Consider the following 22369-nt stretch of genomic DNA (forward strand, 5'->3'; position numbering starts at 1 on the left):
GTTCGACCGGTCGCTGACCGGAGAGCTCGCCGGTGACGCCCCGCCGGAGTGGTCGGTGTCGCCGCAGGCCGGTGACGAGGAGCGGGTCGTCGAGTCGGCGCTGCGGCCGCATTCGCTGCACGACTTCATCGGCCAGCCGAAGGTCGCCCGCCAGCTCGCGCTCGTCCTCGAGGGTGCCAAGCGGCGTGGCCGCACCCCCGACCACGTGCTCCTGTCCGGCCCGCCCGGGCTCGGCAAGACGAGCCTGGCGCTGATCATCGGCTCCGAGCTGGGCACGGCGGTGAAGATCACCAGCGGTCCGGCGATCGAGCGGTCCGGTGACCTCGCCGCGATGCTGTCCAACCTGGCGCCCGGCGACGTGCTCTTCATCGACGAGATCCACCGCATTGCCCGGCCCGCCGAGGAACTGCTCTACATGGCGATGGAGGACTTCCGGGTCGACGTCGTCGTCGGCAAGGGGCCGGGGGCGACGGCGATCCCGCTGGAGATCAACCCCTTCACCCTCGTCGGCGCCACCACCCGGGCCGGCCTGCTCACCGGCCCGCTGCGCGACCGGTTCGGGTTCGTGGGCCAGATGGAGTTCTACGAGCCGGCCGAGCTGCAGCGGGTCCTGGCCCGGAGCGCCGCGCTGCTCGGCGTGGAGCTGACCGACGAGGGGTCGGCCGAGATCGCCGGCCGCTCCCGGGGGACGCCCCGGATCGCCAACCGGCTGCTGCGCCGGGTGCGCGACTACGCCGAGGTCGAGGCCGACGGCCGGGTGACCCGCGAGGTGGCCGAGGCGGCCCTCGCGCTCTACGACGTCGACCACCTGGGCCTGGACCGGCTGGACCGCGAGGTGCTCGAAGCCCTCGTAGGGAAGTTCGGCGGGGGGCCGGTCGGGGTCGCCACCCTCGCCGTCGCGGTGGGGGAGGAGCCGCACACCGTCGAGGAGGTGTGCGAGCCGTTCCTGGTCCGCGCCGGGTTGCTGGCCCGTACGCCGCGCGGCCGGGTGGCCACCGAGGCCGCATGGCACCACCTCGGCCGGCCCCTGCCCCGGGGCGGGATCCCGCTCGGCCGGGTCACAGCAGACCCACAGGTACCAGGGTCGTCGTCAGAGGCCCTGTTCGACGCCTAGACTCCCGGACGCTGGCGCGCAACTCGCAGGCCGGGCCACGCGCGTCCCGTCTGGTCGCCGCGCGTGCCGGCACCGACGTACCCGAGCGGTCCCGTCCCGGACCGCACCCACCGCGGTGCACCAGTCGCGGAAGAGAGGCACACCTGTCGTGGAGTACTTCCCGCTGATCATGCTGGCCCTGCTGGCCGTCCTGCTCTTCGTGCTGCCCGCCCGGCAGCGCAAGAAGATGCAGGAGCAGGCCGCCGCCATGCAGGCGTCGCTGACGATCGGCACCCCGGTCATGACGTCGAGCGGGCTGCACGGGACGGTGGCCGCGCTCGGCGAGACCACGGTCGACCTGGAGATCGCCCCCGGCGTGGTCGTCACCTTCGCCCGCCCGGCGATCCTCGAGGTGCGTCGCCCGGCCGGCGCGGACGCGGTCGGCGACGACCCCTCGCGTCCGGCCGACGGCACCGTCTGACCCGGAGGACCCCGTGGCCAATCGCTCGCTGCCCGCGGGGCGGTACTTCGGCGCCTTCGCGCTGATCGTCGCCCTGCTCTACGGGCTCGTCTTCTTCACCGGGGACACCCGCACCCCCCAGCTCGGGCTCGACCTGCGCGGCGGCACGACGGTCACCCTGACCGCGCGAACGCCCGACGGCGCCGCGCCGGCCCAGGAGGACCTGGAGCTGGCCCGCCGCATCATCGAGCAGCGGGTGAACGGCCTCGGCGTCTCCGAGGCCGAGGTGGTCACCGAGGGCGACTCGAACATCGTCATCTCCGTCCCCGGGGACGACGGCGAGCAGGCCCGCGAACTCGGCGCCACGGCCCAGCTGCGCTTCCGGCCGGTCGTGGGTGGTCCCGCCCCGGCGGCCCCCGCCGAGGAGGACGCCGCGGCCGACGAGGACGCCGGGGTCGAGGAGGACGCCGCGGTCGAGGAGGGCACCGACGACGCGGAGGCCGCCGAGGGGGATGCCGAGCCCACGGACGCCGCCACCGACGGCGCGGCCGAGGAGCCGGCGCCGGCCGACCCGGACGCGCCCCCCGTCACGCAGGAGGAGGCGGCCGCGGAGTTCGCGACCCTGACCTGCGATGTGGAGGAGCTCGCCGGTGAGGTCGCCCGCCCCGACTCCTACGTCGCCGCCTGCAGCGAGGACGGCTCGGCCAAGTACCTGCTCGGCCCCACGATCATCGAGGGCACCGAGATCGACGACGCGTCGGCCGGCACCGAGCCCGGGACCGGCGAGTGGATCGTGCTGCTGGAGTTCCAGTCCGACGGCCTGGCCTCCTGGGCGGAGTACACCACGGCCAACGTCGGGCAGAACGTCGCCTTCACGCTCGACGGGCGGGTGATCTCCGCGCCGACGATCAACCAGCCCATCACCACGAACCCGACCACCATCACCGGGCAGTTCGACCAGGAGTCGGCCACCGAGCTGGCCAACCAGCTGAGGTACGGCGCCCTGCCGCTGACCTTCACGCAGGCGACGGCGCAGTCGATCTCCACCGAGCTCGGCGAGGAGCAGCTGGAGGCCGGCCTGATCGCCGGCGGGCTCGGCATCGCGCTGGTCTTCGTCTACGCCTTGTTCTACTACCGGCTGCTGGGCCTGGTCATGATCGCCAGCCTCGCCCTGTCCGCGGTGGTGGTCTACGGCGTCCTCGTGGTGCTGGGCCGGGAGATCGGCTTCACGCTGAGCCTCGCGGGCATCGCCGGGTTCATCGTCTCGATCGGCATCACCGCCGACTCGTTCGTCGTCTACTTCGAACGGCTCAAGGACGAGATCCGCGAGGGCCGGTCGCTGCGCTCGGCCGTCCCGCGGGCCTGGGTGCGCGCCCGGCGCACGATCCTGTCCGCCGACGCGGTCAGCTTCCTCGCGGCGGCGATCCTCTACGTGCTGGCCATCGGTGACGTGAAGGGCTTCGCCTTCACGCTCGGCATGTCCACGGTGCTGGACCTCGTCGTCGTCTTCCTCTTCACCCACCCGCTGATGGCGGTGCTGTCCCGGTTCAAGTCGTTCGGCAGCAGCCGGTTCTCCGGCCTCGGCCAGGTCGAGCACACCCGCCGCGCCGGTGCGCCGGCCCGCCGGCGTGACCTCGTCGGCGCCACCGCGTCCGGTGACGGCCGCCAGGACAGGAGCACGTCATGACCCGCCCGACCGACCCGGAGGACCTCACGTCGGCGGACGTGCCGCCGGAGGAGACGACGGCGCGCAGCGGCGAGGACGCGCTGGCCGACGCGGGCCTGCCGCAGGACCCCGGTGGCGCGGACACCGTGGCGCCGGCAGCCGCGCAGGGACGCAGCGGCGGGCTCGCCCACCGCCTCTACAACGGCGAGGTCGGCCTCGACGTCGTCGGGCGCAGCCGGCTCATCTACCGGATCACCGCCGTGGTGCTGCTGCTCTGCATCGCCTCGATGGTGTTCCGGGGGTTCAACTTCGGCATCGACTTCGAGGGCGGCAACAGCTTCCGGCTGCCCGGCAGCGAGCAGCAGCTCGCCGAGGCGCGCGAGGCGGCGGAGGAGGCCGGCGCGGAGGTCGCCACGGCGCAGGTCGTCGGCGGCAACACGCTGCTGCTGCGCACCGAGCAGCTGGACAACGAGACCGAGCGCGCTGTCGTCGAGGCGCTGGCCGGCGTGGCCGGCATCGCGCCGGACGACGTCAGCCCCGAGTCGGTGAGCGCCGACTGGGGCCAGGACATCACCCAGCAGGCGCTCGTGGCGCTGGCGGTCTTCCTGGTCGCCGTCGTGCTCTTCCTCGCGGTGCGCTTCCAGCCGAAGATGGCCGTCGGCGCCATGGCGGCGCTGGCGCACGACATCATCCTCACCGCGGGCATCTACTCGCTGATCGGTTTCGAGGTGACGCCCTCGACGGTGATCGGCTTCCTCACCATCCTCGGGTTCTCCCTCTACGACACCGTGGTCGTCTTCGACAAGGTCGACGAGAACACCCGCGACCTGGAGCGCAGCGCCCGCATGACGTGGGGCGAGGCGGCGAACCTCGCGGTCAACCAGACCCTGATGCGGTCGATCAACACGTCGGTCATCGCGCTGCTGCCGGTCGCCGGGCTGCTGTTCGTCGGCGCCGGCCTGCTCGGCGTCGGGACGCTCAAGGACCTCGCCCTCGTGCTGTTCGTCGGTCTGGCCGCCGGCACCTACTCGTCGATCTTCCTGGCGACGCCGGTCGTGGCCGACCTCAAGGAGCGCGAGCCGGCGCAGGAGGCGCTGCGCCGCCGGGTGCTCGCCCGGCGGTCCTCGGCCGCCCGCACCGGCGCCGCCGCCATGCCGGCCGGGCCGGTGGCCAGCGCCCGCCGGCGCCGGCCCGCCGGCGGGGTGGCCGTGGCCGACCTGCCCGAGAGCGTGCCCGCCGACGTCGTCGTCGAGTCGCCGGCGACGGTGCGCCCCGAGCCGGGCCGCGGCGGTGCCACCGCGCCGCGACCGGGCGCGCGGCCGCAGCGCGCCGGCTCCAGCCGGCCCGCCGGCAAGCGCCGCCGGTGACCGGCACCGCGGCCGGGCTGCCGCTGGACGAGCTCATCGCCGGGCTGACCGTCGACGTGCCCGACCACCCCATGCCCGGGGTGGTGTTCCGCGACCTGACCCCGGTGTTCGCCGACGGGCCGGCCTTCCGGCGCATGGTCGAGGGGCTGGCGGCGCCGGCGGGGTCCGATCCCCGGGCGGCCGCCGTGGCCGCCGGTGCGGCCGGGGAGCGGGACTTCGACGTGGTCGTCGGGGTGGAGGCCCGCGGGTTCCTGCTCGCGGCCGCGGTCGCGCTCGACGCGGGCGTGGGGGTGGTGCCGGTGCGCAAGGCCGGGAAGCTGCCGCGCGAGCGCATCGCCGCCGACTACGCGCTCGAGTACGGGACCGCGACCCTCGAGCTGCACGCCGACTCCATCCGGCCGGGGCAGCGGGTGCTCGTCGTCGACGACGTGCTGGCCACGGGTGGCACGCTCGCCGCCGCGGTCGCCCTGGTCGAGCAGCTGGGCGGCGTGGTCACCGCCGTGTCGGTGGTCGTGGAGCTGGCCGCACTGGGCGGCCGGCAGCGGCTGGCCCCGCACACCGTGCACGCCCTCTGGGCCACCTGACCGGGTCGGGTCCGCGAGCCGGCGCGCCTGCCTCCGGGCTCCTGCGGCTAGCATGGGGAGGGTCTGTCCTCCTCGACCCGCAGGAGTCGCCGTGGCCTCCGACGTGACCGCCGACGCGGTTGCCGCGCGGGCCGCCGCGGCCGCAGGTGGTCAGGCGTCCCTCCCCGGCGGGGTGGACGAGGCCCCGGTCCGCAGCCCGCTGCCCGAACGGCCCGTGGTGCGCCGGCCCGACGACGTCGGCACCGAGCCGGTCGACCCGGAGTCGGGGGCGCCCCGGCGCCGGGTCCGCGACCGCCTCGCTCGCCGGATCGTCTCCGGCCAGCGCAGCGGCCTGGTCCGGCCGGTGCTCGAACCGCTGGCGGTCCTGCACCGGCAGAGCCATCCGAAGGCCGACCTGGTGCTCCTGCAGCGGGCCTACGACGTCGCCGAGGCGGCGCACTCGACGCAGCGGCGCAAGAGCGGCGATCCGTACATCACCCACCCGCTCGCCGTCGCCACGATCCTGGCCGGGCTGGGCATGGACACCACCACCCTGATCGCGGCGCTGCTGCACGACACGGTCGAGGACACCGGCGTCACGCTGGAGACGATCACCACCGACTTCGGCTCCGAGGTCGCCCACCTCGTCGACGGCGTCACCAAGATCGACAAGGTGAAGCTGGGCGACGCCGCCCAGGCCGAGACGATCCGCAAGATGATCGTGGCGATGTCCCGGGACCCGCGGGTGCTGGTCATCAAGCTCGCCGACCGGCTGCACAACATGCGCACGTTGCGCTTCCTCCCGCCGGAGAAGCAGGAGAAGAAGGCGCGCGAGACGCTGGAGATCCTCGCCCCGCTGGCCCACCGGCTGGGTATGAACACCATCAAGTGGGAACTCGAGGACCTCGCGTTCGCCACGCTGTACCCGAAGCGCTACGACGAGATCGTGCGGCTGGTGGCCGAGCGCGCCCCGTCGCGGGACACCTATCTCGCCGAGGTCACGACGACCGTCAACGACCAGCTGAAGGCGGCCAAGATCGAGGCCGTCGTCACCGGCCGGCCCAAGCACTACTACTCGATCTACCAGAAGATGATCGTCCGCGGCCGCGACTTCACCGACATCTGGGACCTCGTCGGCATCCGGATCCTCGTCGACTCGGTGCGCGACTGCTACGCCGCGCTGGGCATCATGCACGCCCACTGGCAGCCGGTTCCCGGCCGCTTCAAGGACTTCGTGGCGATGCCGAAGTTCAACATGTACCAGTCGCTGCACACCACGGTGATCGGGCCGCAGGGCAAGCCGGTCGAGCTGCAGATCCGCACCCACGACATGCACCGCACCGCCGAGTACGGGATCGCGGCGCACTGGAAGTACAAGGAGAAGGCCCGGGTCGGCGGCAAGCCCAGCGCCGGCGAGTTCGGCGCACCGCCCAAGGCCGGCACGCCCGACGACATGCTGTGGCTGCGCCAGCTGCTGGACTGGCAGCGCGAGGCCCAGGAACCGGGCGAGTTCCTCGAGACGCTGCGCTACGACCTCGGTCCGCAGGAGGTCTTCGTCTTCACGCCGAAGGGCGACGTCGTCAGCCTGCCCGGCGAGTCGACGCCGGTGGACTTCGCGTTCGCGGTGCACACCGAGGTCGGCTACCGGACGATCGGCGCCCGGGTCAACGGCTCGCTGGTCTCCCTGGACAGCAAGCTCACCAACGGCGACGTCGTGGAGATCTTCACCTCCAAGTCGCCCACGGCCGGCCCCTCGAAGGACTGGCTCACGTTCGTCGGCTCGTCGCGCGCCCGCACCAAGATCCGGCAGTGGTTCACCAAGGAGCGCCGCGAGGACGCCGTCGACGCCGGCAAGGAGGCCCTGACCCGCGCGATGCGCAAGGCCGGCCTGCCGCTGCAGCGGCTGCTCGGTGGGGAGGCGCTGTCCACCCTCGCCAAGGACCTGCGCCACTCCGACGTGACGGCGCTGTACGCGGCGGTGGGGGAGAACCAGCTCTCGGCCGCCTCGGTGGTCGAGAAGCTCATGATCGCGCTGGGCGGCAGCGAGGGCGCGGCGGAGGACATCGCCGAGACCGCGATCCCGACCCGGCGCCCGGCCGCGAGACGCCCGGCCGGCGGCGACCCCGGGATCATCGTGCACGGGATGACCGACGTCTGGGCCAAGCTCGCCAAGTGCTGCACGCCCGTGCCCGGGGACGACATCCTCGGGTTCGTCACCCGTGGTGGCGGGGTCAGCGTGCACCGCACCGACTGCACCAACGCCGGCGACCTGCAGCGCAAGCCTGAACGTCTGGTCGAGGTCGAGTGGGCCTCGAATCCGGGCTCGATGTTCCTGGTCGCCATTCAGGTCGAGGCGCTCGACCGGCACCGGCTGCTCTCCGACGTGACCAAGGCCCTGGCCGACGAGCGGGTGAACATCCTGTCGGCGTCGGTGCAGACCAGCCGCGACCGCGTCGCCATCAGCCGGTTCACCTTCGAGCTGGCCGACCCGGCACACCTGGGCGCGGTGCTGCAGACGGTGCGCAACGTGGAGGGCGTCTTCGACGTCGAGCGCGTCACCGCGTAAGCAGCCGCACCGCCCACGGCCGTCGGCTGCCTCGTCCGCAGTAGGCATAGGAGGCTATGCCTACGGTTCCGAGGCGGAAACCGTAGGCAAAGCCTCCTATGCCGTGCGGGGGCGGATCAGCCGACGACGGCCATGTCCTCGATGGTGACCGGGACGTTCGGCGGGCCGTCACCGGGGCCCTCGGCGCCCTGGACGCCGCCCGCGGCGACCTCGTCGAGCACGGCCAGCCCGGCCTCGTCCACGGTGCCGACGACGGTGTACTCCGGCGGCAGCTCGGTGTCGACGAAGGTCAGGAAGAACTGGCCGCCCGTGGTGTTCGGCGCCGCCGTCTTCGCCATGGCGATCGTGCCCCGCGGGTAGGTGGTGTCGGGGGTGACCTCCTCGGCGTACTTGTACGTCGGGCCGCCGGCACCGGTGCCGGTCGGGTCGCCGCACTGCAGGACGCCGAAGGTCTCGGCGTTCACCAGCCGGTGGCAGGAGGTGCCGTCGTAGAAGTCCTGCTCCGTCAGGTAGACGAAGCTGGCCGCCGCGCAGGGGGCCGTCTCCCGGTCGAGGGTGAGCGTCAGGTCGCCCTGGTTCGTGCTCATCAGGACGGTCGCGGTGCCCTGGGCGGGCGTCGACTCCGGGGCCGGCGGCGTGCCGACGTCGGTGAGGTTCGGGTTCCCCGACTCGTCGGGCAGGTACTCGCAGGTCACCGTGCCGTCGGGGTTGGTGGTCCGCGCCGCCGCGCTGGTGGTGGGCGTGGTCGCCGTGGTCGGGTCGGCCGCGGCGGCGGCGTCCTCGTCGTCGCCCCCGAGCACGTCCGTGAACAGCAGCGCCGCGCCCACGACGACGACGGCAACCAGCGCGGCGAGCAGGACGCCCAGGTTCCGGCGGCGCTTCCTGGCCTCCTCCGTGCGGCGCTCCAGCTGTCGCTGCAGGTGACGCTGCGCGGCCTGGCGGCGCTGCTTGTTCGTGGGCACGGGGGCGGACTCCTCGGGCGGACGGGGGGCGAGGCGGCGGTGTGATCGGCGGTGCGGCCGGGGCCGCTGCCCGCTGGTCGGGGAGCGAGTCTAGGTGGCGGGCCTGGCGGTTCCCTGGGAGCGCCGGGCCGGCCGGGGGTGCCCGCGTAACCTGCACGGGTGCTCATCCGCTCCTTCCCCGCCGGCGCGTTCGGCACCAACTGCTACGCGGTCGCCTCCGGTCCCGGGCAGGAGTGCGTCGTCGTCGACCCCGGCATGGACGCCGTCGAGCCGCTGGCCCGCATGCTGGCCGACGACGGTCTCAAGCCGGTCGCGGTCGTGCTGACCCACGGCCACCTCGACCACACCTTCTCGGTGCTGCCGGTGTGCGACGGCTACGACATCCCCGCCTACCTCCACCCGGCCGACAACGGCATGCTCTCGGACCCGGTCCGCTGGCACGGCCCGCAGCTGGCCCCGCTGATCACCGGCGTCCGGCTGCCCGACCCGTCCGACGTCCGGGCGCTCGACGACGGCGCGGTGCTCTCCCTGGCCGGGGTCGACCTCACCGTCCGGCACGCGCCCGGCCACACCCAGGGCTCGGTGGTCTTCGAGCTCGACCTGGGGGAGGCGCCCGGGCTGCTGGCCGGTGACGTGCTGTTCGCCGGCTCGGTGGGCCGGGTCGACCTGCCCGGCGGCTCCTGGGACGCGATGCTCCGCTCCCTGCAGGACGTGGTGCTCCCGCTGGACGACGAGACGGTCGTGCTCCCCGGCCACGGCCCGGCGACGACGATCGGCCGCGAGCGCGCGATCAACCCGTACCTCGCCGAGGCGGCCCAGGCGCCGAAGGGGCGCGGGCTGTGAGTGGATTGACGGCGCCGAAGGGCACGTTCGACACGCTGCCGCCCGAGTCGGCGACGTACCTGGCGGTCCGCGACACGCTGACCGCGCCGCTGCGGCGGGCCGGCTACGGCTACGTCGAGACGCCGGTGTTCGAGGAGACCGCCGTCTTCTCCCGCGGGGTGGGCGAGTCGACCGACGTCGTCACCAAGGAGATGTACACCTTCGACGACCGCGGCGGGCGTTCCCTCACGCTGCGGCCCGAGCTCACCGCCGGGCTGATGCGCGCCTTCATCGAGCACCGGCTGTACCAGGGCGCGCTGCCGGTGAAGCTGTGGACGGTCGGCTCGGCGTTCCGCTACGAGCGGCCGCAGGCCGGCCGGTACCGGCACTTCACCCAGGTGGACATGGAGGCCCTCGGCGTCGACGACCCGGCGCTGGACGCCGAGGTGGTGGCGCTCGGCGTGCAGGGCTTCCGCGACCTGGGGCTCACCGACTTCGAGCTGCTGCTCACCTCGCTGGGCGACAGCACGTGCCGGCCGCAGTACCGGGAGCTGCTGGTCGACTACCTGGCCACGCTCGACCTCGACGAGGAGACGAGGCGCCGGGCGGCGATCAACCCGCTGCGCGTCCTGGACGACAAGCGGCCCGAGGTGCAGGCGCAGCTCGACGACGCGCCGCTGATGGCCGACCACCTCTCGGACTCCACGAAGGCGCACTACGACGCCGTCCGGCAGCACCTCACCGACCTCGGGGTGACCTGGACCGAGGCGCCCAGGCTGGTGCGCGGCCTGGACTACTACACGAAGACCACCTTCGAGTTCGTGCACAACGGACTCGGCGCGCAGTCGGCCATCGGGGGCGGCGGGCGCTACGACGGGCTGTCCGCGGCGCTCGGCGGGCCCGACGTCTCCGGGATCGGGTACGCGGTCGGCGTCGACCGGACGCTGCTCGCCGTCCAGGCCGAGGGGCTGGACATCGGCGCGACCGCGGGCGTACAGGCGTTCGTCGTCCCGCTGGGGGCCGAGGCGAAGCGGCTGGCGGTCGGGCTGGTCGGCCGGCTGCGCCAGGCCGGCGTCGCGGCCGACACCGTCTACGGCGACCGCGGCCTCAAGGGCGCGATGAAGGCCGCCGACCGCTCGGGGGCCTCGCACGTCGTCGTCATCGGTGAGCGGGACCTGGCCGAGGGCGTCGGCCAGCTGAAGGACATGAGCACCGGCGAGCAGCGGGCGGTCCCGGTGGCCGAGCTGTTCGACACGGTGCGTGCGAGTGTGGAGGGATGAGTCCTTCGATGGTGAGAACGACGCCCGAGCGAGCATCGCAGGGAGCGCTAGCGACCGAGGAGCGGAACGAGGGCGGAGTCGAACGATGAGCATGGAGCAGCGACCGCTCGGCGGGACCGGGGCCGAGGTCAGCGTGATCGGCCTGGGCACGTGGCAGCTCGGAGGTGACTGGGGCGACGTCGACGACGCGGCGGCCGCCGAGGTCCTCGGCGCGGCGCTCGACGCCGGCGTCACCCTGCTGGACACCGCCGACGTCTACGGCGACGGCCGCTCGGAGGTCCGCATCCGCCAGGCGCTGGCCCCGCGGTCGGAGCGGCCGTTCGTCGCCACGAAGGCCGGCCGCCGCGCCGACCCGTTCGAGGCCGCGCAGTACACGCCGGAGAACCTGCGCGCGTGGGTCGACCGGTCGCGCCGCAACCTCGGCGTGGACACCCTCGACCTGGTGCAGCTGCACTGCCCGCCGACCGCCGTCTACTCCGACCAGCGCCTCTACGACACCCTCGACGGATTCGTGGCCGACGGCTCGATCGCCGCCTACGGGGTGTCGGTGGAGACCGTCGCCGAGGGCCTGACGGCGCTGGAGCACGAGGGCGTCCAGACGATCCAGGTCATCCTGAACATCTTCCGGCGCAAGCCGCTGGAGGAGCTGCTGCCCGCCGCGCAGAAGGCCGGCGTCGGCGTCCTCGCCCGTGTGCCCCTGGCGAGCGGGCTGCTCACCGGCAAGTACGACGAGTCGACGACGTTCCCGGCCGACGACCACCGGAACTTCAACCGCCACGGCGAGGCCTTCGACGTCGGCGAGACCTTCGCCGGCGTGCCGTTCGAGGTGGGCGTCGAGGCCGCCCGCGAGGTCGCCGCGATCGCCGGCGACGCGGTGCCGACCTCCGCGTTCGCCCTGCGCTGGGTGATCGACCAGCCCGGCGTCACCACCGTGATCCCCGGGGCGCGCAACGTCACGCAGGTGCGGGGCAACGTCGCGGCCGCGTCGATGGCGCCGCTGTCCGATGCCCAGCTCGCCGACCTCGAGCGGCTGTACGACGAGCGCATCCGCGCCCACGTGCACGACCGCTGGTAAGCCACCCCCGTCCTGAGAGGCCCGACCTTGCTTCGCACCCACGACGCCGGAACGCTGCGCGCGTCCGACGCCGGAACCACCGTCACCCTCGCCGGCTGGGTCGCCCGTCGCCGCGACCACGGCGGCGTGGTCTTCCTCGACCTGCGCGACGCCTCCGGCTACGTGCAGGTCGTCGTCCGGGAGGAGGAGGCCCACCACCTGCGCAACGAGTACTGCGTGCTCGTGACCGGTGAGGTGCGCCGCCGTCCGGAGGGCAACGAGAACCCGGAGCTGCCCACCGGCGAGATCGAGGTGGCGACGACGGAGCTGCGCGTGCTCTCCACCTCGGCGCCACTGCCGTTCCCGATCGAGACCGACCAGGCGGCCTCCGACGACGTCCGCTACAAGTACCGGTACCTCGACCTGCGCCGGCAGGGTCCGGCGAAGGCGATGCGGCTGCGCTCGGAGATCAGCCGGATCGCCCGCGGGGTCATGGCCGAGCACGGCTTCGTCGAGGTCGAGACGCCGAACCTGACCCGCTCCACGCCCGAGGGCGCCCGGGACTTCCTCGTCCCCGTCCGCCTCCAGCAGGGCAAGTGGTACGCGCTGCCGCAGTCGCCGCAGCTGTTCAAGCAGCTGCTCATGATCGGTGGCCTGGAGCGGTACTACCAGATCGCCCGCTGCTTCCGGGACGAGGACTTCCGGGCCGACCGGCAGCCGGAGTTCACCCAGCTGGACTACGAGATGAGCTTCGTCGAGCGCGACGACGTGCTCGCCGTCGCCGAGGACGTCGTCCGCTCGCTGTGGCGGGAGCTCGCCTCCTACGAGCTCCCGGAGATCCCGCGGATGACCTACCGCGAGGCGATGGACCGGTTCGGCTCCGACAAGCCCGACCTGCGCTTCGGCGTCGAGCTCACCGAGCTGACGTCCTACTTCGCCGACACCCCCTTCCGCGTCTTCCAGGCGCCGTACGTCGGCGCGGTCGTCATGCCCGGTGGCGGCTCGCAGCCGCGCCGGGCCTTCGACGCCTGGCAGGACTGGGCGAAGTCGCGGGGCTACCGCGGCCTGGCCTACGTGACGATCGCCGAGGACGGCACCCTCGGCGGTCCGGTGGCGAAGAACATCTCCGACGCCGAGCGGGCCGGCCTGGTCGAGGCGGTCGGCGCGGAGCCCGGCGACTGCGTCTTCTTCGCCGCCGGGGCGCGGCGCTCGGCGCAGGAGCTGCTGGGCGCCGCCCGCAACGAGATCGCCAAGCGCCTGGACCTCATCGAGCCGGGCTCCTGGTCGTTCCTCTTCGTCGTCGACTTCCCGATGTTCGAGGAGACCGAGGACGGCGACTGGACCTTCATGCACCACCCCTTCACCTCGCCCACCCCCGAGTGGCGCGAGCGGTTCGCCGAGGACAAGGGCGCGGCGCTGTCGGACGCCTACGACATGGTGATCAACGGCAACGAGGTCATGAGCGGCTCGGTGCGTATCCACGACGCCGACCTGCAGGAGCGGGTGTTCGAGACCCTCGGCATGTCCCGCGAGGAGGCCCGCGAGCGGTTCGGCTTCTTCCTCGAGGCGTTCGCCTACGGCCCGCCGCCGCACGCGGGCGCCGCCCTCGGCTGGGACCGGCTCACCGCGCTGCTGGCCGGTGTCGAGTCGATCCGCGAGGTGATCGCCTTCCCGAAGACCGGCGCCGGCTACGACCCGCTGACCGGCGCGCCGACGCCGATCACCGAGGCGCAGCGCACGGAGTCCGGGATCGACGCGAAGCCGGAGGAGCCGCCGCTGCCGGGCGAGCCCGGCGCGCCCGGTCCGTCCGACCCGACGAAGTAGTCCACGCGGGTCCCGCGCAGCCGGTGGTCCGGGGTGCGGTCGTCGCCCGCGCCGGTAGGTTCCCGGGTATGCCGCTGCGCGCCCGCACCCTGCTCGGTCCCGGCCCGTCGAACCCGTACCCGGAGGCGCAGGTCGCGCTTGGCCGGCCGCTGCTGGGCCACCTCGACCCGGTGTTCCTGCAGGTGCTCGACGAGACGTCGGACCGGCTGCGGCAGGTGTTCGGCACGGCGAACCGCCGCACGCTCCCGCTCTCGGCGACCGGCTCGGCGGGCATGGAGGCGGCGTTCGTGAACACCGTGGGCCCCGGCGACGTCGTCGTCGTCGCGGTGAACGGGCTGTTCGGGCAGCGGATGGTCGACGTCGCCGGCCGGTGCGGCGCCGAGGTCGTCGCGGTCGAGCACGACTGGGGGCAGCCGGTCGACGCCGAGCGCGTCCTGGCCGCGCACCCGTCACCGAAGCTGATCGCCGCCGTCCACGCCGAGACCTCGACCGGCGTGCGCTCCGACCTCGGCCCGCTCGCCGCCGGCAAGGGCGACGCGCTGCTGCTGGCCGACTGCGTCACCTCGCTGGGCGGCATCCCGGTGGAGCTGGACGACTGGGGCGTGGACCTGGCCTACTCCGGGTCGCAGAAGTGCCTGGGCGTGGCACCGGGGCTCGCGCCGTTCACCATCAACGACCGGGCCTGGGAGCGGCGGATCGAGAAGCCGCAGAGCTGGTACCTCGACCTCGGCATGCTCGGCGGGTACGCGGGCGAGGCCGCCGGGTCGGGAGGCCGGACCTACCACCACACGGCGCCCACCGGGATGGTCGTGTCGCTGCACGCCGGGCTCGGCCGGATCCTCGACGAGGGCCTGGACGCCGTCCACGCCCGCCACGCCGAGGCCGGGCGGCTCCTGCACGAGGGGCTGGCCGAGCTCGGGCTGGAGCTCTTCGCGGCCGAGGGGCACCGGTTGCCCGAGCTGACCACGGTGGCGGTGCCCGAGGGCGTCGACTCGGCCGCCGTCCGCAAGGAGCTGCTGGAGCGCTACGACCTGGAGATCGGCGGGGGCGTGGGCGCCTACGCCTCGACCGTCTGGCGGATCGGTCTCATGGGCCCGAACGCCTCGCCCGCGAAGGTCGCGCTCGTGCTGGCCGCCCTGAAGGACGTCCTCGGTCGCTGACGCCCGGGCGGTCGCGCCACGCCGGCCCAGGCGACGCCCCGGAACGACGTGGCGTGCGGCACACTCCGGCACATGCTGCACGCAGGAGTTCCGCGCCGGGGGGCGTCGGCCGGCCGGTCGTTCCGGACACTGCCGCCGTGGGCGCTGGTCCCCGTGGCGGCGCTCGGCTGGTGGCTGTTCGGGTTCTTCCCGTCGCTGATCGAGGACGTGCTCACCGACCACCCGTTCCCGGGCTGGCCGGTGGTGCCCCTGCTGGCTTCCCGCTCCGGTCTCCTGTGGATGGGGGCGTTCTGGGGCGGGGTCGTGGCCGGCCTGCTCGGCCGCTTCGCCCGCCCGGGGCGACGTCGGACGGCGGTGGCCGCGACGGGCGCCGGCGTGGCCGTGGCGATGGCGGTGACGCTGCTGCAGGTGGGGCTGTTCATCGCCGACCAGCCGGTGCCTTTGGGCGCCGACCGGGTGATCGCCGGCCTGTGCCTGCTCACGGTCGTCGCGGGCTGCGTCGGGTGGGCACTCGGCTCGGCCTGGGTGTTCGGCCCGGTCGGGCTGGGGGTCGGCCTTGCCGCGCTGGCCACGGCCGTGACCGGCTGGCTCAACGGATTGCAGCTGGCGCTGCTGAACGCCACGCAGGCCGACCACCTCCTCGCCCTCGACTGGCGTTGGGGCCAGTGGGCCGGGGCGGTGCTGCTCGCGGCGGCCCTCGTGGTGATCGGCGTCCGTCCGGCGGCGCGGCTGGCGTGGTGGGCGGTCGTAGTGGTGGGCGCCTGGTTCGTGGAACCGGCGTTCACCGCGGCGGTCAACCTGGAGTTCTACCTGCGGGGGGCCATGCCCGGCATGCCCGGCTTCCCCGAGACACTGCCCGAGGCCCTGGCCGCGGCGGGGCAGACGCTCTGGCAGGCCGCGCAGCCGGGCTCCTCCCAGCCGGTCGCCCCCTGGATCACGGCCGTCGTCGTCGCGGCCCTGCTCTGCGCGGCCCTGCCCCGGCTCCGCCGGACGGCGGCCGACTGAGCACCCGTGATCGCCCGCGCCGGCGCGGGGGCGGGTGTCAGGCGGCGTCGAGGCGGGCGAGCTGGGCGGCGGTGAGCCGCAGGTCGGCGGCCGCGGCGCAGTCCTGGATCGACGACGCCTGCGACGCGCCCGGAATGGGGACGACGACGTCGCTCTGGGCCAGGTGCCAGGCGAGCGTCACCTGGTACACCGACACGCCCAGCTCGGACGCCACCGCAGCGAACGCGGGCGCCGTCGAGGCGAGCGAGCCGGCCGCGGTCACCCCGCCGAACGGGCTCCACGGGAGGAAGGCGAGCCCGTGGCCGGCGCAGTGCGCGAGCTCGTCGGCGGAGGAGCGCCAGCCCGGGGAGAACTGGTTCTGCACGCTCACCAGGGCGTCCCCGACGATCGCGCGGGCGATGTCGATCTGCGCGACGTCGGCGTTCGAGATGCCGACCATCCGCACCAGGCCGGCGTCCACCAGGGACCGCAGGGCGCCCATCGACTCGTCCCACGGCGTCGCCGCGTCGGGCCGGTGGAACTGGTAGAGCCCGATCGCGTCGCCGCCCAGTCTCCGCAGCGACGCCTCGCACGCCCGCCGGAGGTAACCGGGGGTGCCGTCGAGGTCCCAGCCGGTGCCGCGCCGGGTGTGCCCGCCCTTGGTGGCCACCAGGACGTCGTGGGCTCCGGAGCCGTAGCCGCGCAGGGCGTCGGCGACCAGCGACTCGTTGTGCCCGAACTCGGCCTCGTCCCGGGCGTACGCGTCGGCGGTGTCGATCAGCGTCACCCCGGCGTCGAGGGCGGCGTGCACCACCGCGACGGCGTCGTCGTGGGAGGGCCGGCCGTCCTTCGTGGACAGGGGCATGGCCCCGAGCCCGACGGCGCCCACGGTCACGTCCCCGATGCGTCGCTGCTGCACGGGGCCTGTCGTGCCCCGCGGGTAGCGTCCGAACCGTGACTTCGCTGTTCGACGCTCCCGAGGACGACGGCCCTGCGGGGGTCGACCCGGGGGCGCCGCTGGCGGTGCGGATGCGGCCCCGCTCGCTGGAGGAGGTCGTCGGCCAGCAGCACCTGCTCGGCGACCGCGCCCCGCTGCGGCGGCTGGTCGAGTCCGACGAGCCGATGTCGCTGGTGCTCTACGGCCCGCCCGGCACCGGCAAGACCACGCTGGCGCACGTCATCTCGCTGGCCACCAAGCGCCAGTTCGTGCAGCTCTCCGCCCTGGACGCCGGGGTGAAGGAGGTCCGGGCGGTCATCCAGAGCGCCAGGCGCGAGCTCACCTATGCCGGCCGCCGCACCGTGCTCTTCATCGACGAGGTGCACCGGTTCTCCAAGACCCAGCAGGACAGCCTGCTGTCGGCGGTCGAGGACCGGATCGTCAGCCTGATCGCCGCGACCACCGAGAACCCGTTCTTCTCCGTGGTCAGTCCGCTGCTCTCCCGCAGCCTCGTGCTCGCCCTGCAGCCGCTCACCGACGACGACGTCCGCGCGGTGCTGCACCGGGCGCTGACCAGCGAGCGCGGGCTCGACGGCGCCCTGACCCTGAGCGCCGAGGCCGAGGACCACCTCGTCCGGGTGGCCGGCGGCGACGCCCGCAAGGCGCTCACCGCGCTCGAATCGGGCGCCGGTGCGGCGCTGGCGGCGGGCGCGCCCGAGATCGACCTGGCGACGCTGGAGACGGCGGTCGCGCAGGCGGCGGTCCGCTACGACCGGCAGGGCGACATGCACTACGACGTCGCGAGCGCGCTGATCAAGTCGATCCGGGGCAGCGACGTCGACGCCGCGCTGCACTACCTGGCCCGCATGGTGGCGGCGGGGGAGGACCCGCGCTTCATCGCCCGCCGACTGGTCATCTCCGCCAGCGAGGACATCGGCATGGCCGACCCGACCGCGCTGCTCACCGCGGTCGCCGCCGCCGACGCGGTCGCCTTCATCGGCATGCCCGAGGGTCACTTCCCGCTGGCCCAGGCGGTGGTGCACCTGGCGACGGCGCCGAAGTCGAACGCGATCACCGCGGCCATGGGGGAGTCGATGGCCGACGTGCGGGCCGGCCTGGGTGGCCCGGTGCCACCGGGCCTGCGGGACGCCCACTACGCCGGGGCGAAGAAGCTCGGCCACGGGAAGACCTACGTGTACCCGCACGCCCATCCCGACGGGGTCGTGCCGCAGCAGTACCCGCCCGACGCGCTGATCGGGAAGGACTACTACCGGCCGACCGGTCGCGGGGCGGAAGGGCGGCTGGGCGAACGGCTGGCCAAGCTCCGGGCGATCGTCAGGCGACAGCGGTGACCCCCCGGCGGGGGAAGGACGCCCCGGCCGGCCCGCGACTACTGTGACGAGGCCGGACGGACGTCGCCGGTGCCCGAGACATCCCAGAACAAGGAGCACGTGTGTCCGCAGGAGAGATCGCCGGGCTGATCGCCGCCGGCGCCCTGGTGCTGCTGGTGGCGCTGGTCGCCGTCCCGCTGCTGAAGCTCGGCCGGACGCTCGACGAGACCACCCTCACCATCCGCCAGGTCCGTGAGCAGAGCGCGCCCATCCTGGGTCAGGCCAGCACCACGGTCGCGCACGTGAACAGCAACCTGGAGCGCGTGGACGACATCACCGGCAACGCCGCGAACGTCTCCAGCAACGTCGCGGCCCTGACCAGCGTCGTGGCGGCCACCCTCGGCAGCCCGCTGATCAAGGTCGCCGCCTTCAGCTACGGCGTCCGCAGTGCGGCCAGGAAGAAGCGCGAGGGCCAGGCGATCGCCGACGCCGCCGCCCGCGACAAGGCCGAGCGCCGCGCGCGCCGCGCCGCCCGGCGGGCCGCCTGATGCGCCGGCTGTTCTGGCTCGCCATGGGCATCACCATCGGCGCCCTCGTCGTCCGCAAGCTGTCGGCCGCCGCGGAGAAGATGACGCCGGCCGGCATCGGTGCCTCGATCGCCGAGGGGCTGCGCGACCTCGCCGACGCGATCGGTGACTTCGGCGCCGACGTCCGTGCCGCCGCCGCCGAGCGGGAGCTCGAGCTGCGCTCGGGCACCGGGCTGGACGCGCCCCTGCCCACCGGCGACCAGGTGCAGCTGCCCGGTCGCCAGCTGCCCGGGGCACACGGCTCCACCGCCGCCGACCTCTGATCACCCTGGCCGGGGGCCGGCAGCAGCCGCGGCCCCGGCTCCGCACGACTGAGTGGACCTGATGCAGACCGCCGAGATCCGCCGCCGCTTCCTCGAGCACTTCGCTCAGCGCGGCCACACCGTCGTCCCCAGCGCCTCGCTGGTCTCCCCGGACCCGTCGCTGCTGTTCACGGTGGCCGGCATGGTGCCGTTCATCCCGTACCTGACCGGCCGGGAGCCCGCGCCGTTCCCGCGCGCCACCAGCGTGCAGAAGTGCGTCCGCACCCTCGACATCGAGGAGGTGGGCAAGACCACCCGGCACGGCACGTTCTTCCAGATGAACGGCAACTTCTCCTTCGGGGACTACTTCAAGGAGGGGGCGATCCGGCACGCCTGGGAGCTGATCACCGGGCGGGTCGAGGACGGCGGGCTGGGCTTCGACCCGGACCGCATCTGGGCGACGGTCTACCTCGACGACGACGAGGCCGCCGACGCCTGGCACCGCATCGCCGGCCTGCCCACCGACCGGATCCAGCGGCTGGGCAAGAAGGACAACTACTGGCACACCGGTGCCGACGGCCCCGGCGGGCCCTGCTCGGAGATCTACTACGACCGCGGGCCCCGGTTCGGCCCGGAGGGCGGCCCGCTGGTCGACACGGCCGGCGACCGGTTCCTCGAGATCTGGAACCTGGTCTTCATGCAGTACGAGCTGGCCGACGTGCGGAGCAAGGAGGAGTTCCGGATCGTCGGCGAGCTGCCGAAGAAGAACATCGACACGGGCATGGGCCTGGAGCGGGTGGCCTTCCTCCTGCAGGGCGTCGACAACATGTACGAGATCGACGAGGTCGCGCCGGTCCTGCGCCGCGCCGCCGACGTCGCCGGGGTCACCTACGGCAAGGACCCCGACGCCGACGTGCGGCTCCGGGTGGTGGCCGACCACGTGCGCAGCGGGCTGATGCTCATCGGCGACGGCGTGACGCCGGGCAACGAGGGCCGCGGGTACATCCTGCGCCGGCTGCTGCGCCGCGCCGTCCGCTCCATGAAGCTGCTCGGGGTCGACGAGGCGACGCTGCCGGAGCTGCTGCCGGTGTCCCGCGACGCGATGAGCGCCAGCTACCCCGAGCTGGCCACCGACTTCGACCGCATCTCCGCGGTGGCCTACGCCGAGGAAGAGGCCTTCCGCCGCACCCTCAGCGCGGGGACGACCCTCTTCGACACCGCCGTCTCGCAGGCCAGGAAGGCCGGCGCGGCGACGCTCTCCGGTGAGCAGGCGTTCTCGCTGCACGACACCTACGGGTTCCCCATCGACGTCACCCTCGAGATGGCCGCCGAGCAGGGCGTGACCGTCGACGAGGAGGGCTTCCGCGCGCTCATGGCCGAGCAGCGCGACCGGGCCCGCGCCGACGCCCGCGCCAAGCGCACCGGCTCGGTCGACGTCGTCGCCTACCGGCAGCTGCTCGCCGAGCACGGCCCCACGGACTGGCGCGCCTACGAGACCCTCCGCACCGACTCCCGGGTGCTCGGCCTCGTGCACGAGGGCGAGGACGCTGCCGCCCGCCCGGCCGCCCCGGGGGAGATCACCCGCGTCGTCCTGGACCGCACCCCCTTCTACGCCGAGTCCGGCGGGCAGGTCGCCGACGCCGGCATCCTGACCTGGGACGGCGGGCGCGCCGAGGTCATCGACGTGCAGCGCCCGGTCAAGGGGCTGGTGGCCCACCAGGTCCGCGTGCTGGAGGGCGAGCTCCGCGAGGGTGCCGAGCTCACCGCCGAGGTCGATCGCGAGTGGCGGCTGTCGGCCTGCCAGGCGCACTCGGGCACCCACGTGGTGCACGCCGCGCTGCGCCAGGTGCTCGGCCCGCAGGCCCTGCAGTCCGGCTCGTACAACCGGCCGGGCTACCTGCGGCTGGACTTCGCCTGGCAGGGCGCCCTCACCCAGCAGCAGCGCAGCGACATCGAGGACGTCGCCAACGCCGCCGTCCGAGCGGACCACCGAGTGAGCGCGTCCTGGATGACGCTGCCCGAGGCGCAGGCGTTCGGCGCGCTCGCCCTGTTCGGGGAGACCTACGGCGAGCAGGTGCGCGTCGTGGAGATCGGTGGGCCCTGGTCGCGCGAGCTCTGCGGTGGCACCCACGTCCGCGGCAGCGCCCAGATCGGCACGCTCGCGCTGACCGGTGAATCGTCGGTCGGCTCGGGGGCGCGCCGGGTCGAGGCCGTCGTCGGGCTGGAGGGCTTCCGCTACCTGGCCCGCGAGCGCGACCTGGTGCGGCAGCTGGGCGAGATCCTGAAGTCACCCCAGGACGGCCTGGTCGACCGGGTGAGCGGCATGGTCGCCCGGCTGCGGGACCTCGACCGCGAGCTGGCGGAGCTGCGGGCCCAGCAGACCGTGGCGGCGGCCGGTGAGCTGGCCGCCTCCGCCCGCGACGTCGGCGGGGTGGCCCTGGTCACCGGGGCGCCGGCCGGGCTGGGCGGCGGCGATCTGCGCACCCTGGCCCTCGACGTCCGGGGGCGGCTGAGCGGCGACCGGCCGTCGGTCGTGCTGCTGGCGTCGGAGTCCGGTGGCAAGGTGGCACTGGTGGCCGTGCTGAACCCGGCCGCGGTCGCGCAGGGGTTGTCGGCCAACGACGTCCTCCGGGCGGCCTCGGCACCCGTCGGCGGTCGTGGGGGCGGCAAGTCCGACGTCGCCCAAGGGGGCGGCACCGATCCCGCGGGTATCCCCGCGGCGTTGCAGGCCGGCGAGCAGGCGGTCGCGGCCGCTACTGGGAGGTAGACCATCGTGTCCCGAACCGAGCACAGCCCCGAGGACACCGGCCCGGTCGGCGGGCGGCGTCGTGAGCTCCCGGCGGTGCCGCCGGCCCGTCCCCGGCCGAACACGGGTGAGCAGCCGGCCCATCACCCGACCACCGAGATCGACCTGAGCCAGGGCTTCCCGCCGGTCAAGCACGAGACCACCGAGATCGACCTGTCCGGCGGCTGGCCGCAGCACCTGAAGGTGCCGCCGCGCCGCCCGGGTGCGCCGGTCACCCGCGGCCGCGTGCTCGGCATCGACGTCGGCACGGTGCGCGTCGGCGTCGCGCTGTCGGACCCCACCGGCACCCTGGCGAGCCCGCTGGAGACGCTCCGCCGGGCCAAGAGCGGGTCCGACCTGGACCAGCTGGCCGCCCTCGTCGTGGAACACGAGGTGACAGAGGTGGTCGTGGGGGAGCCGGTGCACCTGTCGGGCGCCGCGGGTGCCTCCGCGCAGGACGCTGCCGATTACGCACAGGAACTGGCAGACCGCATCCCCGAGGTGCCGGTGAACCTGATCGACGAGAGGCTCTCCACCGTGACCGCAGCCAGCCACCTCCGCGAGGGCGGCATCGACAGCCGTCGCCAGCGTGCGGTGATCGACCAGGCGGCAGCCGTGGTCATCCTGCAGCAGTACCTCGACGCCCGGCGGTCGCCCTCGTGAGCGCGCCCGGCGGGGCGCCGCGG

Annotated in this window: 19 protein-coding genes; 17 read left to right on the plus strand and 2 right to left on the minus strand. The window is 73.9% G+C overall.

Translation table 11 applies throughout. The features are described 5' to 3' along the window. The first annotated feature begins 55 nt into the window (after positions 1-55). From ruvB to ABDB74_RS08425, 6 genes are all read left to right on the plus strand, one after another. Complete coding sequence (gene ruvB, locus ABDB74_RS08400; RefSeq protein WP_407062171.1) at positions 56-1114, plus strand: Holliday junction branch migration DNA helicase RuvB; 1059 nt, start codon at positions 56-58, stop codon at positions 1112-1114. Positions 1115-1262: 148 nt separating this feature from the next. Continuing rightward, positions 1263-1574 (plus strand): preprotein translocase subunit YajC, encoded by a 312-nt coding sequence (gene yajC, locus ABDB74_RS08405; RefSeq protein ID WP_346623232.1) that lies wholly within the window; start codon positions 1263-1265, stop codon positions 1572-1574. A gap of 13 nt (positions 1575-1587) precedes the next feature. Next, positions 1588-3240 (plus strand): protein translocase subunit SecD, encoded by a 1653-nt coding sequence (gene secD, locus ABDB74_RS08410; protein WP_346623234.1) that lies wholly within the window; start codon positions 1588-1590, stop codon positions 3238-3240. Beyond that, entirely contained in the window at positions 3237-4586 is a 1350-nt protein-coding gene (gene secF, locus ABDB74_RS08415; RefSeq protein WP_346623236.1) for a protein translocase subunit SecF, read from the plus strand. Before secD ends, secF begins: the two co-directional genes overlap by 4 nt. After that, a complete protein-coding gene (locus ABDB74_RS08420) occupies positions 4583-5170 on the plus strand; it encodes an adenine phosphoribosyltransferase (protein WP_346623237.1) in 588 nt (195 codons plus the stop codon). The genes secF and ABDB74_RS08420 overlap by 4 nt, the downstream gene beginning before the upstream one ends. Before the next feature lie 91 nt (positions 5171-5261). Next, positions 5262-7715: a bifunctional (p)ppGpp synthetase/guanosine-3',5'-bis(diphosphate) 3'-pyrophosphohydrolase gene (locus tag ABDB74_RS08425; protein WP_346623239.1), complete on the plus strand. Its 2454-nt coding sequence runs from the start codon at positions 5262-5264 to the stop codon at positions 7713-7715. Positions 7716-7831: 116 nt separating this feature from the next. Here the strand turns inward: ABDB74_RS08425 and ABDB74_RS08430 are convergent, their stop codons facing one another. Continuing rightward, positions 7832-8677 (minus strand): peptidylprolyl isomerase, encoded by an 846-nt coding sequence (locus tag ABDB74_RS08430; RefSeq protein WP_346623241.1) that lies wholly within the window; start codon positions 8675-8677, stop codon positions 7832-7834. Positions 8678-8836: 159 nt separating this feature from the next. Between ABDB74_RS08430 and ABDB74_RS08435 the strand changes: the two genes are divergently transcribed. The 6 genes from ABDB74_RS08435 (at position 8837) to ABDB74_RS08460 (ending at position 15822) form a co-directional block, all read left to right on the plus strand. Further along, entirely contained in the window at positions 8837-9520 is a 684-nt protein-coding gene (locus ABDB74_RS08435) for an MBL fold metallo-hydrolase (RefSeq protein WP_346623243.1), read from the plus strand. Further along, positions 9517-10779: a histidine--tRNA ligase gene (hisS, locus tag ABDB74_RS08440; RefSeq protein WP_346623244.1), complete on the plus strand. Its 1263-nt coding sequence runs from the start codon at positions 9517-9519 to the stop codon at positions 10777-10779. The genes ABDB74_RS08435 and hisS overlap by 4 nt, the downstream gene beginning before the upstream one ends. Before the next feature lie 85 nt (positions 10780-10864). Then, a complete protein-coding gene (locus tag ABDB74_RS08445; RefSeq protein ID WP_346623245.1) occupies positions 10865-11854 on the plus strand; it encodes an aldo/keto reductase in 990 nt (329 codons plus the stop codon). Positions 11855-11881: 27 nt separating this feature from the next. Further along, entirely contained in the window at positions 11882-13657 is a 1776-nt protein-coding gene (gene aspS, locus ABDB74_RS08450) for an aspartate--tRNA ligase (protein WP_346623247.1), read from the plus strand. Positions 13658-13725: 68 nt separating this feature from the next. Continuing rightward, positions 13726-14817 (plus strand): alanine--glyoxylate aminotransferase family protein, encoded by a 1092-nt coding sequence (locus tag ABDB74_RS08455; protein WP_346623249.1) that lies wholly within the window; start codon positions 13726-13728, stop codon positions 14815-14817. A gap of 72 nt (positions 14818-14889) precedes the next feature. After that, positions 14890-15822 carry a hypothetical protein gene (locus ABDB74_RS08460; protein ID WP_346623251.1) on the plus strand — a complete coding sequence of 311 codons (933 nt, stop codon included), beginning with the start codon at positions 14890-14892 and terminating at the stop codon, positions 15820-15822. Between the two features lie 37 nt (positions 15823-15859). Here ABDB74_RS08460 and ABDB74_RS08465 read toward each other — a convergent pair whose 3' ends face one another. Further along, complete coding sequence (locus ABDB74_RS08465) at positions 15860-16720, minus strand: aldo/keto reductase (RefSeq protein ID WP_346623253.1); 861 nt, start codon at positions 16718-16720, stop codon at positions 15860-15862. 35 nt (positions 16721-16755) lie between these two features. Here ABDB74_RS08465 and ABDB74_RS08470 point away from each other — a divergent pair, with 35 nt between their 5' ends. The 5 genes from ABDB74_RS08470 to ruvX all read left to right on the plus strand — a co-directional run bounded on the left by ABDB74_RS08470 (position 16756) and on the right by ruvX (position 22346). Then, on the plus strand, positions 16756-18090 hold the full coding sequence (locus tag ABDB74_RS08470) for a replication-associated recombination protein A (protein ID WP_346623254.1): 1335 nt from the start codon (positions 16756-16758) through the stop codon (positions 18088-18090). Between the two features lie 101 nt (positions 18091-18191). Next, entirely contained in the window at positions 18192-18617 is a 426-nt protein-coding gene (locus ABDB74_RS08475) for a DUF948 domain-containing protein (protein ID WP_346623256.1), read from the plus strand. After that, the gene (locus ABDB74_RS08480) at positions 18617-18919 is read left to right on the plus strand and encodes a hypothetical protein (protein WP_346623258.1); all 303 of its coding nucleotides are present in this window, start codon (positions 18617-18619) and stop codon (positions 18917-18919) included. The genes ABDB74_RS08475 and ABDB74_RS08480 overlap by 1 nt, the downstream gene beginning before the upstream one ends. A 61-nt stretch (positions 18920-18980) precedes the next feature. Beyond that, on the plus strand, positions 18981-21665 hold the full coding sequence (alaS, locus tag ABDB74_RS08485) for an alanine--tRNA ligase (protein ID WP_346623260.1): 2685 nt from the start codon (positions 18981-18983) through the stop codon (positions 21663-21665). A 6-nt stretch (positions 21666-21671) separates the two neighbouring features. After that, a complete protein-coding gene (gene ruvX / locus ABDB74_RS08490) occupies positions 21672-22346 on the plus strand; it encodes a Holliday junction resolvase RuvX (protein ID WP_346623261.1) in 675 nt (224 codons plus the stop codon). The last annotated feature ends 23 nt before the right edge of the window (positions 22347-22369 follow it).

The organism is Blastococcus sp. HT6-4 (genome assembly GCF_039679125.1).
GTDB lineage: Bacteria > Actinomycetota > Actinomycetes > Mycobacteriales > Geodermatophilaceae > Blastococcus > Blastococcus montanus.